This window comes from Bacillus sp. TH25, assembly GCF_016650935.1.
Classification (GTDB): Bacteria; Bacillota; Bacilli; order Bacillales; family Bacillaceae_G; genus Bacillus_A; species Bacillus_A mycoides.
The window spans coordinates 40,119-55,576 of record NZ_JAEKEU010000012.1; the positions used below are offsets into that span (position 1 = coordinate 40,119).

The 15,458-nt window shown below is 34.1% G+C and carries 19 protein-coding genes; 14 read left to right on the forward strand and 5 right to left on the reverse strand.

The features are described 5' to 3' along the window. Positions 1 to 25: 25 nt before the first annotated feature. Positions 26 to 262 carry a hypothetical protein gene (locus tag JFT89_RS11865; RefSeq protein WP_002085127.1) on the reverse strand — a complete coding sequence of 79 codons (237 nt, stop codon included), beginning with the start codon at positions 260 to 262 and terminating at the stop codon, positions 26 to 28. 195 nt (positions 263 to 457) lie between these two features. Between JFT89_RS11865 and JFT89_RS11870 the strand changes: the two genes are divergently transcribed. The 5 genes from JFT89_RS11870 (at position 458) to JFT89_RS11890 (ending at position 2,967) form a co-directional block, all read left to right on the forward strand. Then, positions 458 to 628: a glycine zipper domain-containing protein gene (locus tag JFT89_RS11870; protein ID WP_201040044.1), complete on the forward strand. Its 171-nt coding sequence runs from the start codon at positions 458 to 460 to the stop codon at positions 626 to 628. A 97-nt stretch (positions 629 to 725) separates the two neighbouring features. Further along, positions 726 to 1,217, forward strand: coding sequence for an HIT family protein (locus tag JFT89_RS11875; RefSeq protein ID WP_201040045.1), 492 nt, complete (start codon positions 726 to 728; stop codon positions 1,215 to 1,217). After that, positions 1,195 to 2,037 (forward strand): PP2C family serine/threonine-protein phosphatase, encoded by an 843-nt coding sequence (locus JFT89_RS11880; RefSeq protein ID WP_242488396.1) that lies wholly within the window; start codon positions 1,195 to 1,197, stop codon positions 2,035 to 2,037. The genes JFT89_RS11875 and JFT89_RS11880 overlap by 23 nt, the downstream gene beginning before the upstream one ends. A gap of 63 nt (positions 2,038 to 2,100) precedes the next feature. Then, positions 2,101 to 2,418 carry a DUF4181 domain-containing protein gene (locus JFT89_RS11885; protein WP_002013042.1) on the forward strand — a complete coding sequence of 106 codons (318 nt, stop codon included), beginning with the start codon at positions 2,101 to 2,103 and terminating at the stop codon, positions 2,416 to 2,418. 165 nt (positions 2,419 to 2,583) lie between these two features. Further along, positions 2,584 to 2,967 (forward strand): DUF4181 domain-containing protein, encoded by a 384-nt coding sequence (locus tag JFT89_RS11890; protein ID WP_002142055.1) that lies wholly within the window; start codon positions 2,584 to 2,586, stop codon positions 2,965 to 2,967. A gap of 108 nt (positions 2,968 to 3,075) precedes the next feature. Here JFT89_RS11890 and JFT89_RS11895 read toward each other — a convergent pair whose 3' ends face one another. Both JFT89_RS11895 and JFT89_RS11900 read right to left on the reverse strand, forming a co-directional pair. Then, the gene (locus tag JFT89_RS11895) at positions 3,076 to 3,585 is read right to left on the reverse strand and encodes a GrpB family protein (RefSeq protein WP_016095571.1); all 510 of its coding nucleotides are present in this window, start codon (positions 3,583 to 3,585) and stop codon (positions 3,076 to 3,078) included. Positions 3,586 to 3,625: 40 nt separating this feature from the next. Further along, complete coding sequence (locus JFT89_RS11900) at positions 3,626 to 4,471, reverse strand: oxidoreductase (protein WP_207197311.1); 846 nt, start codon at positions 4,469 to 4,471, stop codon at positions 3,626 to 3,628. A 135-nt stretch (positions 4,472 to 4,606) separates the two neighbouring features. Here JFT89_RS11900 and JFT89_RS11905 point away from each other — a divergent pair, with 135 nt between their 5' ends. From JFT89_RS11905 to lpdA, 7 genes are all read left to right on the forward strand, one after another. Beyond that, entirely contained in the window at positions 4,607 to 5,566 is a 960-nt protein-coding gene (locus JFT89_RS11905; protein ID WP_201040047.1) for a helix-turn-helix domain-containing protein, read from the forward strand. A 123-nt stretch (positions 5,567 to 5,689) separates the two neighbouring features. Beyond that, positions 5,690 to 6,886, forward strand: coding sequence for an MFS transporter (locus tag JFT89_RS11910; RefSeq protein ID WP_201040048.1), 1,197 nt, complete (start codon positions 5,690 to 5,692; stop codon positions 6,884 to 6,886). Positions 6,887 to 6,927: 41 nt separating this feature from the next. Further along, entirely contained in the window at positions 6,928 to 7,407 is a 480-nt protein-coding gene (locus JFT89_RS11915; protein WP_002085139.1) for a DinB family protein, read from the forward strand. A 169-nt stretch (positions 7,408 to 7,576) separates the two neighbouring features. Then, positions 7,577 to 8,575 carry an acetoin:2,6-dichlorophenolindophenol oxidoreductase subunit alpha gene (gene acoA / locus JFT89_RS11920; RefSeq protein WP_016095568.1) on the forward strand — a complete coding sequence of 333 codons (999 nt, stop codon included), beginning with the start codon at positions 7,577 to 7,579 and terminating at the stop codon, positions 8,573 to 8,575. 17 nt (positions 8,576 to 8,592) lie between these two features. Continuing rightward, positions 8,593 to 9,627 (forward strand): acetoin:2,6-dichlorophenolindophenol oxidoreductase subunit beta, encoded by a 1,035-nt coding sequence (gene acoB, locus JFT89_RS11925; RefSeq protein WP_016095567.1) that lies wholly within the window; start codon positions 8,593 to 8,595, stop codon positions 9,625 to 9,627. A 27-nt stretch (positions 9,628 to 9,654) separates the two neighbouring features. Further along, complete coding sequence (locus JFT89_RS11930; protein ID WP_016095566.1) at positions 9,655 to 10,854, forward strand: dihydrolipoamide acetyltransferase family protein; 1,200 nt, start codon at positions 9,655 to 9,657, stop codon at positions 10,852 to 10,854. A gap of 15 nt (positions 10,855 to 10,869) precedes the next feature. Beyond that, positions 10,870 to 12,249, forward strand: a complete 1,380-nt coding sequence (lpdA, locus tag JFT89_RS11935; protein WP_201040049.1) for a dihydrolipoyl dehydrogenase — start codon at positions 10,870 to 10,872, stop codon at positions 12,247 to 12,249. Positions 12,250 to 12,417: 168 nt separating this feature from the next. On the opposite strand, the gene JFT89_RS11940 is transcribed toward lpdA, so the two are convergent. Then, positions 12,418 to 13,011 carry a hypothetical protein gene (locus tag JFT89_RS11940; RefSeq protein ID WP_002013060.1) on the reverse strand — a complete coding sequence of 198 codons (594 nt, stop codon included), beginning with the start codon at positions 13,009 to 13,011 and terminating at the stop codon, positions 12,418 to 12,420. Positions 13,012 to 13,231: 220 nt separating this feature from the next. On the opposite strand from JFT89_RS11940, the gene JFT89_RS11945 reads away from it, so the two are divergent. Next, the gene (locus JFT89_RS11945) at positions 13,232 to 13,888 is read left to right on the forward strand and encodes a DUF4085 family protein (protein ID WP_201040050.1); all 657 of its coding nucleotides are present in this window, start codon (positions 13,232 to 13,234) and stop codon (positions 13,886 to 13,888) included. 48 nt (positions 13,889 to 13,936) lie between these two features. On the opposite strand, the gene JFT89_RS11950 is transcribed toward JFT89_RS11945, so the two are convergent. Continuing rightward, positions 13,937 to 14,428, reverse strand: coding sequence for a hypothetical protein (locus tag JFT89_RS11950; RefSeq protein WP_016095563.1), 492 nt, complete (start codon positions 14,426 to 14,428; stop codon positions 13,937 to 13,939). Positions 14,429 to 14,679: 251 nt separating this feature from the next. Here JFT89_RS11950 and JFT89_RS11955 point away from each other — a divergent pair, with 251 nt between their 5' ends. Next, on the forward strand, positions 14,680 to 15,450 hold the full coding sequence (locus JFT89_RS11955; RefSeq protein WP_000493634.1) for a DeoR/GlpR family DNA-binding transcription regulator: 771 nt from the start codon (positions 14,680 to 14,682) through the stop codon (positions 15,448 to 15,450). Positions 15,451 to 15,458 lie beyond the last annotated feature (8 nt).

Genomic DNA, 15,458 nt, shown 5'->3' on the forward strand with positions numbered 1-15,458 from the left:
ACAAAGTGTGTTTTTTGAATTCGAATTACATCCGAACAATAACAGAACCTCCAGCTGGTGCACAAACTTGGTTTTGCTGTTGTTCCATTGATTTTATTAATTGATTATTTTCTTCGATTAATGAGATTAATTTAGCTAATTGGCTTTCAAGGCTTGCGATGCGCTGCATCATGTATTGCGAATCATAATGCAGTGTATTCCTTACTGGATGGGGGGAGTAAGCATATTGTTGATTTATATTTGGATTCCAATGAGGATACATTTGAATCGTTCCTCCTTCAATAAATTACTGATCTTTCTTATAGTAAATGCCTATGTATAATTAATGGTTACTTGAAATTTTTTCATTATAAAAGGAGTATGTACAGAAAATGGAAAATGTTATATGTAAAGTTAAAGGGCATTTTTTGGAAATATTCAAATGAGATAGTGAATGTATGTAATTTAGGGAGAAATGATGAAAGGAGATGCAATTTTGGCTAAAAATAAAAAAAGAAATGATGCTTTGGCAATAGGTGTCGGTATAGGGATTGTAATCGGTGTATTTCAGGGGTATTTTACAAATAATTTAGTAATCGGAATTGTGATTGGGATCATAATTGGGATTGCATTTTTGAAGAAAGAATGAGGTGTAAATTTATTTAAAAAATTACCGTATTAAAAGAAAGAATTTTCGGAATACAAATCCTGTTTTTCCTTTTTTTATGATATTATAAATAAAAAGGATGGTGATGGATATGTCAACTAACAATCAAGTAGAACAAAATTGCTTTATTTGCGAAAAACATAGAGGAAACATTACAGTTCCAGGTGGAGCTATTTACGAAGATGAACTCATTTACGTTGGACATGTCCATTGGGATGCAGAAGAAACATATCTTGGTTATGTAATGATTGATATAAAAAGACATGTACCTGGTCTCGCTGAATTAACTGAAAATGAGGCAAAAGCATTCGGACTTATAACTAGTAGAGTAAGTAAAGCGCTTAAAGAAAGCGAAGGAGCAGAACATATTTACACTTTCGTTTCAGGCAATGGTGTACCACATTTGCATATGCACATTATTCCGCGTTATCCAAATACACCAAAAGAGTTTTGGTCACCGACTGAAATAGCAAATTGGACTGGTGCACCCTATGGAGATTCAGAGAAAATAAAAAAACTATGCGAAAGAATACGAAAGTATATGGTGAATGAGTATGCATACAACAAATAATACACAATATTCATGGGTTGGAAGTAGAGAAATGTGTTTAGACGAAGTTTCAGTCAAGCAATATGGTGATATTGTACTTGGTAAATACGGCGGAAATATAAGTGCCGGAGCAAAAAAGAATGAAGACGGTGCATTAGTTTGGTCGAATGGTGATTGGGAATTCGCCGTTATATTAGACGGGCATAATAGTGCAGAAAGCGTTGATTTAGTAGTAAATACAATCCAAAAAGAATATGAAAATATAAAAGCGATTATGAAAGAATCAATTGAAACCATATTTCGATCTGTTGAAAATTATATACTTACGATTTTTCAATCCCTCTCATTTAAAGAAAAGTGCGAAAGGGTAAAAGGTGAAACTGCTTGCTTAATATGCGTAAGAAAAGAAAATTACATATGGTGGCTATCTATTGGCGATTGCCTAGTTTATGTATTTCATGAAGAGTTACATAAATTAGGACAATATGCATTGAATCAACGCCACTTTTACGAATGGATTGGTAATGTAAATACATTTGAATTACCTGTACCTTGCTATTCTTCAGGGATTCGTGAACTACGTACTGGAAAGAATCGAATTGTAATGGTGACAGATGGGGTATTGGAATGTGGGGAACGCCGTTATGAAACTCCATTAAATCTTTATAATGATATGAATGGAAATAATGTAGAGCTTAAAGAACATGTTCACAATGTTTTAGAACACGTTCATCATCAATTAGGACGAGATAGTGCGACCATTATTAGTTGGGACCTAGAAAACAAAACAAATGCTACGTATCCGAGTGATCAGCCGGAGAAAATTAAAGTAAAAAAATAAAAAGGAGAGGGTTTTCTGTCCGTTACAAAAATATCCTTATTAATTTTATGGGTGCTATCTTTATTGGTTTTTGAAAGAATAGCGAGAAGACAGTTAAATATACCGAAACAAAAAGGATGGAATAACCAATATGTGAATGATACACATAAGTGGGGAAATAGAATTATCATTTCCTCTTATATAGTTGTTATTGCTATAAGCACTTTTCTTCCAAATCGTATATATATGGGCTATGTACCTCTTTTATTTTTTATTACGTTATATGGATTTCAATCATATATGGAGTGGAAATATGATAAGGAATCGCGTGAGTTTTTGATATCATTATTAGGAGTTGTAGCATTAATAATAACAGGGTTCATACTATATTTCTTCCTTTAATATAGTATAAATTTAAAGGAAGAGGGAGAGAAGAAATGAAAAACCCTTTCTTACGTGCAGAATCGATCATTTTTAATGAAGATCATTCAAGAATACTCGTTCAATAACCGTTAATATAGTCCACTTTATTTTAAACAATTCAATGAAGTAATAGGAGGAATGATATTGAGAACCTATACATTTTGGATTATAATTTTTGTTTTTTGTATAGCGGGCTACTTTTTGGATCGATTTTTAAGAAAAAAATTGAATATGCCAAAGAGCGGGTTTTGGGGATATAATAAATATGTAAATAGCTTACATAAAAAATTGGAAATAGGACTGCTTTTTGTTTATTTAATAATTAGTTTTATTTACATCTTTAAATTCGAAAGCACTAATATTTGGTTTATCATTTTCACTTATTTAGGGGTTACGTGGATCCTAAGAACATGGATGGAATGGAAGTATGATAGAGAATCGAAAGAATATATTTTTTCGATAATTGGATTATTTGCATTTATTTTTATGACTTCGATGCTATTTTACTTCGTTCCACCTGCTGCATAATAAAATGATTATTGATGGTACAAATAATGAGATAACTAATTAATAAGAAACCATTCATCTATACATGAATGGTTTCTTATTATGTGTACGAAGTTCGGTCTTCGCAATTTAATCATTTATTTTAGCCAATATGGATTTAATGAAATTTGTTTTATCCTCTGCATATTTATGCTTATCATTAGGGTTAGCTGTTGAAAGTTGAAGCTTTAACTGTTCATACTGCATACGAGAAGTTTTATTGTCTATTAAGTAATCTCTGAATTTTAATTGTTCTATTAAATATGGATTCCCTTGTTCATACATATGAATTTGATGAGTTCTTGGCTCACCTTTATTGAAATAATACCTTTCGGGTAATACATCTTTTCTATATTTATAATTTAATTGTTCTAGGTTCGTAATACATTTTAGACCACTTTTGGAATCTCTTAATTCCATCGCAATATCAATAATAGGTTTTGCGCTTAAATGCGGGATGGAAGTACTTCCAATATGGTGTATCGCTAAAATATATTTTCCAATGTGTTCCTCAATTAATTGTTTTTCTTTTGAAAACTCAAATTCCCACTCTTCGGACCACGGAACTAAAAACACTTTACCATAGGGTAAACCTAGCATTTAATTAGCACCCCCTTACATATTTTTTCAATAAAGTTACTTACATCTTCTTAAAACTCCTCAATACAAGAAACTCCCACAATCTCCAAGGAAGAACCTTCTTCGCAAAGATCATAAATTTTACACCTTTCCCAATTGGGTATCGTAATGTAGTACGCCTTGCTTCAGCAATTTCTACGATTTTATTTGCAACATCCATCGGATTACCAAGTGTATCGTTGCCATTGTTTATGTGCTTTTGTATTTTATCCATATATTCTTTGTAAGGAGAGGTTGTATCAGATTGGTTTTCAGCTAATTGTTTACCAACTTCCCATATGTTCGTGTTATAAGAACCAGGTTCAAGTAAGGCAACGTCTATTCCGAAAGGCTTTACTTCTAAGCGAAGGGATTCACTCCAGCCTTCTAATGCATATTTTGAAGAAACGTAAGGAGATAGACCAGGGAATCCTACTTTCCCGCTAATACTGCTTATATTAATGATTTTTCCGCTTTTCTGCTTTCTCATATATGGTAAGACAAGTTGCGTGATGGATATAGCTCCAAAAAGATTTGTTTCAAATTGTTTACGGTAGTCCTCCACTGGGATTTCTTCGATAAAGCCCCCATTTGCATATCCTGCATTATTTATGAGAATGTCTATTCTGTTTATTTCTTTTAAAAATAATTGGAAGCTATGTATAGAACTTTGGTCTGTTACATCTAATTGTTGAACTTTTATATTTTGTTGTAAGTCGAGTTTAGTAGCTTGAGATATTAAGTCTACTTGTTTTTCAAGATTTCGCATTGTAGCAATGACAAAATAGTCTTTTTTCGCAAGTTCAAGTGTCGTTAAAAGTCCGAATCCACTTGATGCCCCTGTAATAATCGCGATTTTTTTATTCATTGTTCGCTCGCTTTCTTTTCCTTTTATCATAACGAGTTATGGGAATAAAATCTATTTATTGTATAAAGATATTTGTTATAATTGAAAATAATTATCAATTAAATTTTAGTTTTATATAAAAGGAGTGTGGATTTCATGAAGACTAACGGTTTTCATGATATTTTTCATAAATACTTTCATGGTTTACAAGTTGTAGAGGAAAAACATATGAATATGCCCAAAACAATAGGTATGGGTGAAATACGAAGATGGACTTCATTTTCAGGTATGGAAATTGTGTTATCAAATTATCAATTTCATAATAACCATCGCATCCAGTTTGCATCTGATGCAGCAATGGTGGAGCTTAATTTTTGTTTACAAGGGTTCGGAGGAGTGCAAGTTGGTCATTCTTCGTATGAATTAATGACTGGAAATAGCTATTTATATTTTATGAATGATTTTGATGTAGTATTTGAATATGAAAAAGAAACGCCTCTATATTCATTAGCGATTGGGATTCCTGTACAATTGTTTAATCATTTCATGATGAATAATGCTATTGAAAAAAGTCTTGATTTTCATTCTATATTAGGAAATCAATCTTTTAAAAAATTTCAAAATCCAATTGATTCTATAACATCTAATCTTATTAAGAGAATGATAGAGCATCCCCAAAAGGATCGTATTAGTCAACTAGAATTAGAAAGTAAAGCGCTCGAATTGCTTTCTATACATTTGGGGAGAGTGTTGCTTAATGATTGTGACGCAAATAAAAGGAGTCAATTATCAAAACAGGATTTGAATAAAATAAAACAGGCTGAAGAAATTTTACTTCAACGAATGGAATCACCCCCATCATTATTAGAATTAGCTAAAATAGTAGAGTTAAATGATTATAAATTAAAAATTGGGTTTAAAGAATTATTTGGGATGTCCACATTTGCATATTTACGAGAAAAACGTATGGAACATGCGATAGATTTACTGCGTTCGGGAAATAGTAATGTGACCGAAACGGCATTTGCAGTTGGATACAATAATGTCAGTCATTTTTCGGAGTTATTTCGTAAAAAGTATGGAATGAATCCATCAGAACTTTTACGTATTTATTAACGTAAAACAGGAATAATCCGCTATACCGTAAACTCCTCCGTCATTTGGTAGTTGTTAATTAAAATGGTCATTATAATTACAAACAACATCCAATTGGAAATAACTTTTTATGGAGGAATTTAAATGAAAGAACGGAATGAAAGTCATTTTTGGATATTTGTATTAACAGGAATGTTTCTTATTATAACAACGACGGGTTTTGCACGTATGGCATATGGAATTATATTACCGTTTATGCAAGAAGGACTCCATTTATCTACAGCTCAAGCAGGTATGTTAGGAACTATACTCTTTTTAGGGTATTTATTAACAGTCGGAACATCTGGAATACTTACTATCCGTTTTGGAGCAAAATCAGTTTTATTAATAGGGAGTTGGCTCGTCGTTATAAGTTTAATAGGATTATCATTTGTTCCTTCAGTTTGGATAGCTGCTATTTTTATGCTATGTTCTGGAGCTGGAAGTGCTCTTGTATATACACCACTCATGTCAATAACAGTAGGATGTTTTCCAGAAAAAAGAGGAACTGCAATGGGGCTGTTATTAAGCGGTGCCGGCATAGGCATGCTATTTAGTGGAATAATTGTTCCTTTTATAGTACGTACATTTCCAGAGTATAGTTGGCGTGGTTCATGGCTTTTGTTTGGCGTTATTACATGTATTGTTGTATTCGTTGCCCCAATTGTTTTGAAAAATCCAGAAGTTACTGAAGATGAGGGGGAAAGGAATAATAAGTCGTTTTTATGGAAAACGAAAGAGTTATACATCATTGCATGGATGTATTTTATTGTGGGTGTTGTTTATTTAATTCCAAATTTATATCAAACTAGTTTTATGATTAATAATGGTATTTCGGCATCAATTTCGGGAACTGTTTATGCGATTGCAGGAATGTTTTCAATCGTAGGAGCTCCTGTCTGGGGATTGATTTCGGATCGGATTGGTATAAAGAAGACGTTATGTATTGCACTTTTATTAGCTGTAATAGGTGATATGATTCCAATTATATTTGGACATATCATTGGCTTTATCATGTCGGCAATTATTTGGGGTTCCAGCCTCGGAGGTATCCTTTTATTAATTCAAGTTGCTGCTTCAAAGCAAGTATCTCCGAAATATGTCTCAATGGCAATTAGTTTTATATCCGTTTTCTATGCAGTTGGTCAAATGATTGGACCAGGACTTGCAGGATGGATTATCGGGGAAAGTGGATATACAACAGCTTATGGATTAGGTGCTTTCGGTTTCTTTATGTGCATATGTTTGGGATTAAGGCTAAAAAGAGGGGATCTGGCAAACTCAGCGTATATAGAGAAGTGAGTATTGTCTTGAAATGAATCTTTTTAATGGGGGGAAGCAAAGTGTTCCATGTTAAAGACGTATTAGCAGATCAGTTATTAGCAAATGCGAATGATCCCAGTTGGTATATTCCATTTTCAGATGCAGTTAAGGATTTATCTGAGAGAGAAGCTTTCTGGAAACCGAATGAAGAGTGTAATAGTATAGCTGAAATTGTACAACATTTACTGTATTGGAATACGACGTGGCAAACTAGGTACAAAGAATCAAATGTTAATGCTGTGCCCGCTATTGGTGATAATAACAAAAGTTTTATGCTTTCAGATAATCAAACATTTGAAGAGTTAAGAGAAAAACTACTAGAGAAATTGTTACAATGGCAAAGTCTCATAAATGAAGATAAGGTTGAAAGTGATGTAATTGGATTTCCTGTATCTGCGAAGTGGTGGGAAGTATTAGCTAATGTAACGACTCATAATGCATATCACATTGGTCAAATTATTTACATTCGAAAATTACAGAAGAGTTTTGATAATGAATAAGATAATAATTCTCAAATTAGGTGAACAAAAGTGGACAAAACGAGACAGATGTCTCATTTTGTCCACTTTTTTATTATGAAAGAAAAGAGAAACCCTATTAAATCAGGGATTAGAATTTGGCACAGTACTTGCAATATAAAAGATGAACAAGAAAATAGGAGGGCTGGACATGTTAAAAACAACTGAAAGTAAAGGGAATGAAATTACGAAAGAACAAGCTCGTTGGATGTATGAAAAAATGTTAGAGATTCGTAAGTTTGAAGACAAGGTGCATGAATTGTTCGCGCAAGGCGTTCTGCCAGGTTTCGTTCATTTATACGCTGGTGAAGAAGCGGTAGCAGTTGGTGTATGTGCCCACTTAACGGATAGTGACAGTATTACAAGTACGCATAGAGGACATGGGCATTGTATCGCAAAAGGCTGTGATTTAAACGGTATGATGGCTGAACTTTTTGGGAAAGTGACAGGGTTATGCAAAGGAAAAGGCGGTTCAATGCATATTGCCGATTTAGATAAAGGAATGCTTGGTGCAAATGGGATTGTAGGCGGAGGTTTTCCACTTGCTTGCGGTTCAGCATTAACAGCTAAATATAAAGGAACGAAAGATGTAAGTGTTTGCTTCTTCGGTGACGGAGCAAATAATGAAGGAACATTCCATGAAGGGGTTAATTTAGCAGCGATTTGGAAGTTACCAGTTATTTTTATCGCAGAAAATAACGGTTACGGTGAAGCAACAACATTTGAATATGCGTCAAGTTGTGATTCCATTGCAGATCGAGCGAAAGCTTACAATATTCCAGGTGTTCAAGTAGATGGAAAAGATTTACTTGCAGTGTATAAAGCGGCGGAAGAAGCAGTAGAACGTGCGCGTAATGGCGGTGGTCCAACAATAATTGAATGTATGACATATCGTAATTACGGTCATTTCGAAGGTGAAGCGCAAACGTATAAAACTTCAGAAGAAAAAGAAGAACATTTAAATGAAAAAGATGCGATTGTGAATTTCCGTAAGCATTTAATTCATGAAGCTTTATTAACAGAATCTGAACTTGTGGATATGGAAAAGGCAGTAGATGAAGCAGTGCAACAATCAATTGAATTTAGTGAAAATAGTCCATATCCGGAAGATGAAGAATTATTAAAAGATGTATACGTTTCTTACAAATAAGAGGAGGGTGAAAAATAATGACTAGAACAGTAAGTATGTCAACGGCAATTAATGAAGCGATGAAAATATCAATGCGTCGTGATGAAAATGTAATTTTAATCGGAGAAGATGTTGCAGGCGGTGCACAAGTGGATCACTTGCAAGATGATGAAGCATGGGGCGGTGTACTCGGTGTTACGAAAGGACTTGTACAAGAATTTGGCCGAAATCGTATTTTAGATACTCCAATTTCAGAAGCGGGTTATATGGGAGCGGCGATGGCAGCTGCGGCAACAGGTTTACGTCCGATAGCTGAATTAATGTTTAATGATTTTATCGGAAGTTGTCTTGATCAAGTATTAAATCAAGGTGCAAAGTTCCGCTATATGTTCGGTGGTAAAGCGAAAGTGCCAGTTACAGTACGTACGATGCACGGTGCTGGATTTAGCGCAGCGGCACAGCATTCACAAAGTTTATATGCGTTATTTACGAGCATTCCAGGTATAAAAGTTGTCGTTCCTTCCACTCCTTATGACGCAAAAGGCTTATTATTAGCGGCAATTGAAGATGACGACCCAGTAATCTTCTTTGAAGATAAAACACTTTACAATATGAAAGGCGAAGTACCAGAAGAGTACTATACAATTCCTTTAGGAAAAGCAGATATTAAACGTGAAGGTTCTGATGTAACAATCGTTGCAATTGGAAAACAAGTTCATACAGCACTTGCAGCTGCAAAGCAATTATCGGAAAAAGGACTCGAAGTAGAAGTAATCGATCCACGTTCTTTATCACCGCTGGATGAAGATACGATTTTAGCATCTATTGAAAAGACGAATCGCCTGATTGTTATTGACGAAGCAAATCCAAGATGTAGTATCGCAACAGATATTGCGGCAATTGTAGCGGATAAAGGATTCGATTTGTTAGATGCACCTATTAAACGAATTACAGCACCACATACACCAGTTCCGTTTTCGCCACCACTTGAAAAGTTATATTTACCAACGCCGGAGAAAGTAATTGAAACTGTATCAGAAATGATCGGAGACCAATCTTTATTACATGTGTAATAAAACGATGAGAAGGGAGAGAGAAACATGGCTGTAGAAGTTGTAATGCCGAAGTTAGGTATGGCGATGAAAGAAGGTATTATTACGAGCTGGAATATTAAAGCAGGTGATAATGTAGAAAAAGGTGAACTAATTGCTAGTATTAACTCGGAAAAAATCGAAACTGAAATAGAAGCACCAGCTGATGGAACTGTTCTTGATATAGCTGTAAGTGAAGATGAGGGAGTGCCGCCGGGTACTGTAATTTGCTACATCGGTAAACCGGACGAAAAAGTAGAAGTTCATGAAAACATACATGTTGTAGAAGAAAAAACATCTAATCCAGAACCTAAAAAGGTACAACATCCAGAACCATATGCGATAGATGTGACGAAGCAAAGAGTTAAAATATCTCCAGTAGCAAAGAAAATTGCAAAAACTGAAAATCTCGATATTAGATCATTAATTGGTACAGGACCTGGCGGAAGAATTACAAAGGTAGATGTATTAAAGGCGCTTGAAGAAAGAGTAGCAATTCCAGAAGTACTTGAACAAGAAGAAAGTAAAGTCATTCCTATTACTGGTATGCGAAAAGCAATTGCGAACCGTATGCATGCAAGCTTACAAAATAGTGCGCAATTAACATTAACGATGAAAGTAGATGTTACAGATTTAGTTACTTTACATAAAAATATGGCTGAAGTTGTGCAAAAACGCTATGAAAATAAATTAACAATTACAGATTTTGTTTCTCGTGCTGTTGTATTAGCACTTCAGGAGCATAAAGAAATGAATAGTGCTTATATAAATGATACAATTCATCAATTTGAGCATGTGCATTTAGGAATGGCAGTAGCGTTAGAAAATGGATTAGTCGTTCCAGCTATTGGCTTTGCTAATAATCTATCTTTAGTAGAGTTATCTAAAGAGATTAAAAATGTGGCACAAAAGGCACGAGCAGGCAGTTTAAGTAGTGATGATATGCAAGGGACAACATTTACAATTAGTAATTTAGGTAGTTTCGGTATTGAATATTTTACGCCAGTATTAAATACACCTGAAACTGGTATTTTAGGTGTAGGTGCAATTGAACATGTTCCTGTATATAAAGGGAAAAAATTAAGAAAAGGAAGTATGTTACCTTTAAGTTTAACATTCGATCATCGTGTACTAGACGGTGCACCAGCAGCTGCATTTTTACGCACAATTAAAGAGTATTTAGAAGAGCCTGTAACAATTCTTTTATAAAGAGAAGGTGAGAAAATGAGTAATTTAGTTGTTATTGGGGGCGGACCTGCTGGTTATGTAGCGGCAATTACCGCGGCTCAAAATGGAAAAGATGTCACTCTTATTGATGAAGCTGATCTTGGCGGGACTTGTTTAAATGTCGGTTGTATGCCTACGAAATCATTGTTAGAAAGTGCGGAAGTACATGACATTGTGAGAAAAGCGAATAATTATGGAGTTACCCTTAACGAGGGAAGTATATCAATTGATTGGAAGCAAATACAGGCGAGGAAATCACAAATCGTAACGCAGCTCGTCCAAGGAATCCAATATTTAATGAAGAAAAATAAAATAAAAGTTATACAAGGTAAAGCGAAATTTGAAACGGATCACCGTGTGCGAGTTACACACGGTGATAAAGAAGAGGTAGTAGATGGAGAACAGTTCATTATAGCGGCAGGATCAGAACCAACTGAATTACCTTTTGCTCCATTTGATGGGAAGTGGATTTTAAATAGTAGTCATGCAATGTCCCTAGAAAATATACCAAAATCATTATTAATCGTTGGCGGTGGTGTAATAGGTTGCGAGTTTGCAAGCATTTATAGTCGTCTTGGAACAAAAGTTACGATTGTTGAAATGGCATCGCAATTATTACCCGGTGAAGATGAAGATATCGCACAAATTTTAAGGGAGAAACTAGAAAATGATGGCGTAAAAATATTTACAGGAGCAGCTTTAAAAGGATTAAATAATTATAAGAAGCAGGCTTCATTTGAATATGAAGGAAGTATCCAAGAAGCCAACCCGGAATTCATTCTCGTTTCTGTAGGTCGAAAACCACGTGTACAAGAATTAGCTTTAGAAAAAGCAGGCATTCAATTTTCAAATAAAGGAATTTCTGTGAATGAACATATGCAAACAAACAGATCACATATTTACGCAGCGGGTGATGTGATTGGTGGAATACAGCTTGCTCACGTTGCCTTCCATGAAGGAACGACAGCGGCATTACACGCGAGCGGAGAAGATGTGAAAGTAAACTATCATGCTGTACCTCGCTGTATTTATACAGCTCCAGAAATTGCTAGTGTCGGTTTAACAGAAAAAGGAGCAAGAGAGCAATACGGTGACATCCTCATCGGAGAATTCGCATTTACAGCGAACGGAAAAGCGCTTATTATTGGAGAACAAACGGGGAAAGTAAAAGTTATTGTGGAACCTAAATATCAAGAAATTGTAGGGATTTCTATTATCGGTCCTCGTGCAACCGAACTAATCGGACAAGGAACTGTACTGATTCATACAGAAGTTACAGCTGATATAATGCGAGATTATATTGCAGCGCATCCAACTTTATCTGAAGCGATTCATGAGGCGTTATTGCAGGCAGTAGGACATGCTGTGCATGCTTGAAGGTAAAAAGACCAGTCTAATATGACTGGTCTTTTTAGTAAATAATATTTAAATAGCAATATGTATAAAAAGATACTAGAAAAATCACTATACTCTCATGTTTTTTTAATCGATGAGAGTATAGTGATTTTGAAATTTCTTCGCTTATTTAATTGAAATGCGCTGTTACTATTTGATTTCAATTGCTGAAGTTATGTCGTTCCAATCCGCTGCTAAATTAGCAGTTTGACCATACCAATCAGAGTGTCTAAAGGAGACACCTTTTCCATATCCTTGAGTTGAAGAATGTTCCCATAGCGTTGTTGAATAACTTGCAGAAGGTGAAGCTGTACTTACAGAAGAAATTCTGTCGTTCCAGCTAGAAGGTAGGTTTTTAAAGCCACTGCTCCAATAAATATACTGTCCACCTTTATTTTGATGCTCATAAAAATCGGTACTACCAGCACCACTACCTAAAGGGTTAATTTGATTTTTAAGTACCTTTTTATCCTTTTCAATAAAAGCATTCAATGTTTCTCTGCTAGTAAAGCCATAAGCTAACCAATCTCCATTTTCATTTTGCTTAGGTAGTACCATAGTAATTTGGATGTCTTTTTTTGATTGATCGCTTAATTTTGTGAATGAATTAACATTCTTTTCATCAACTTTTAAATAGTCAAATGATTTAATTGTATTATCTTTTTCTGCAGCACTTACTACTCCTAATCCTCCAGTTAATGCAAAACCTGCTACTAATGTCCCTGCTACTAATTTCTTCAACATATAACCATCCCTTTTTGTTTAGATTTTTGTACAGGTAAAACTTGTACATGTAAAATGTATTCCAATTTCGCATTTTTGTAAATATTCTGAAGTTTTAGAAATAATAGGCGGAATATTTACAGTTTTGCATTTATTCTTTAGAAAAAATAGCTATTGGAATGATATAATAAATAGATATATTGCTTTTGTTGGATGTTAAAATGTTTTAGGAGGAAAGCCATTGAAGTATTTCAATAAAGATTGGTATAAAGAAATGCAAGTATCTGGATTTTTAATTTTCTCAGAAACATTAGAAGAATGGGAAGAGATTTTGCGAGAGAGCAAAAAGGTAGGAATGGATTATAAGAAAAGTTTGAGAGAAGACGTGGAAGAAAAGAAAGAAGATTTATTAAAGTTTCTACCTAAGTCACTACATCCATACATGTATGACAATACAATTAAGTCAGAATACCCATCAGAAAAGTTAAAGAAACTTATGCTTGATTGGACAGAAGATTATGAGAAAAGAATGAATGATTTAGAACAAGCTTATATAGATAATTATAATGCTATAAAAGAAAAGCTCGCGCAGAATGTCGTTCAACTACATGAATACTCACTACATGACAGTGTAGTCAAATCAGTAGAGAGAAGATCAAAAGACACGCTAATTATTACTTTAGATTGCAGTGGTACTTTCAGTGAATTTGACAAACTGGAAGTAACTTTTACAGGCGTAACGAAATGTTCTATTCCGGAAAATTTTGAAGGTGCTTGGTGGTTATGTCATGAAATAGATCTTACTAATGAAGGTTTCGAATTGGGTGTTTTATTTGATTGCCCATTTGAAGAAGTGACGATTTGTGCAAAAGATGTATTGCTTGAGAAAAGTAACTAGTAAACTTTATAACTTTACAAACAAAAAACAGTCTTATATGACTGTTTTTTATTTAGATGCTAAATTATCAAGTTTCCAATATGTATCTGTTAACGGCGCAGCTTTGCTATCTATGTATAAATACATATTATTTAAATCTTTTGGAGAAGTTTTCATATTAAATACAATGTCGGTAGTTAAAGAAAACTCAGATGGAACCTTTTTAGCATTTTCATTTTGTATAAATTCACCTTCGTATTTTTTACCCGTTTTTTCATCTTTTATGAAATATTTTATTTCTGAAAGATCTATCGTTTGTCCGTCAGCACGAGCATTATTTATAGTAACGCGAGCTGTGAGACGCCACTCTTTGTCTATTTTATCGAATTTTGCATTTTCAACAGTTGCTCTATAGTATTCGTTTTTAAATATTTCCCCATAGTGCATTGCATTCTTTTCAAAAGCACTCTTTTCTTGTTTTGGTGCAGTATTTCCACTACATCCTGCCATTATTCCTGTAAATAATAATGCTGTACAAGTTACTTTAATTATAGATTTCATAGTAATCCCTTTCTGTATTAAAAAGTAAAACATAGGAATAATTTTACATCAATAGGAAGGTAAATGGAAGTATGTTTGTGGAATATGCAAATATACATTTATTTCGTTTTCAAGTTAATGGGATAGAAATAGGGAGAAAAACTGTATAAAGCTGAATAAATAAGAATTGAAAATATTGTAATACAGAAAAAGCATGCATATAATTAAAATAAAGATTAAATTTCTGAATCTTCAATAATGGTGGTGATAACATGTTCACTGAAGAGCGTAGAGAGAAAATTTTAGAGTTACTTAAGAGAGATGGAAGAGTAATCGCAAAGGATCTTGCGGAAAGTTTTGATATGTCTATTGATTCTATAAGAAGAGATTTGTCTATTATGGAGAAGGATGGTTTATTAAAAAGAACGCACGGAGGTGCAGTTGAACTTACGCGAGTGAGAAACTTAGCTGCCGAACCATCGAAACGTTATCGTGATAGTTCAATAGATGAAGATGCGATTGCGAAAGTTGCTGTATCCTACATACAAGAAGGAGATTCCGTTTTTATTGGCGGGGCTTCCATTCATTATGCCATGTTAAAGTATTTACCTGAAACATCATTTACAGTTATTACGAATGCTTTAGAAATTGCTAGTAAGTTACGGGAATATAAGAACATTGATACGTACTTAATTGGTGGAAAAGTGAAACCATCAGGAAATATGACAGATACACTGGCCTCTGAATTGATAAGTAGATTCTCTATTGATCTTTATTTCTCTACAGGTGGCGGTATTTCATTGAATGGTATAAGTACTGCGACACCGGAAGTTGCTTATTTTGGAAAAACAGTAAGTAAAATTGCTAGAAGAAATATTTGTTTAGCTCCTCATACTAAACTTGGAATAGACTGCTTTATAAAAGGAGAGTCACTGATAGAAATTGACCTTATAATAACAGATGAAGGGGCTAGTAAAGAAACGATTCAACAATTTGAGAAACAAGGTAAAGAAATTGTAATAGCGTCAATAGACCTCATTTAAAAGGAGTT